At 41.1% G+C, this 241-nt stretch carries 1 protein-coding gene; it reads left to right on the forward strand.

Going from position 1 to position 241, the window contains the following annotated elements; genetic code table 11:
* A partial coding sequence (locus AAEY79_RS16205; RefSeq protein ID WP_352289765.1) for a prolyl oligopeptidase family serine peptidase occupies positions 1-241 on the forward strand: 241 nt, incomplete at both ends.

A 241-nucleotide genomic window follows, 5' to 3' on the forward strand; every position in this document is an offset into this window, starting at 1 on the left:
CGATATAATTGCAGGCACGCAGGCATTTTTAAATAAATACAACTATGTAGATAGCGAAAAGGTAGGCAACCTAGGTGCCTCTTACGGTGGTTTTATGACTATGCATTTAGCAACTAAAACCGACTTATTTAGCGCATCGATTTCTCATGCTGGCATTTCTAACCTCACATCTTATTGGGGCGAAGGATGGTGGGGCTATTTATATTCTGGCGAAGCGTCTAAAAACAGCTTTCAGTGGAAT

This window comes from Psychrobacter sp. GW64-MNA-CIBAN-0177, assembly GCF_040309585.1.
Taxonomy (GTDB): domain Bacteria; phylum Pseudomonadota; class Gammaproteobacteria; order Pseudomonadales; family Moraxellaceae; genus Psychrobacter; species Psychrobacter okhotskensis.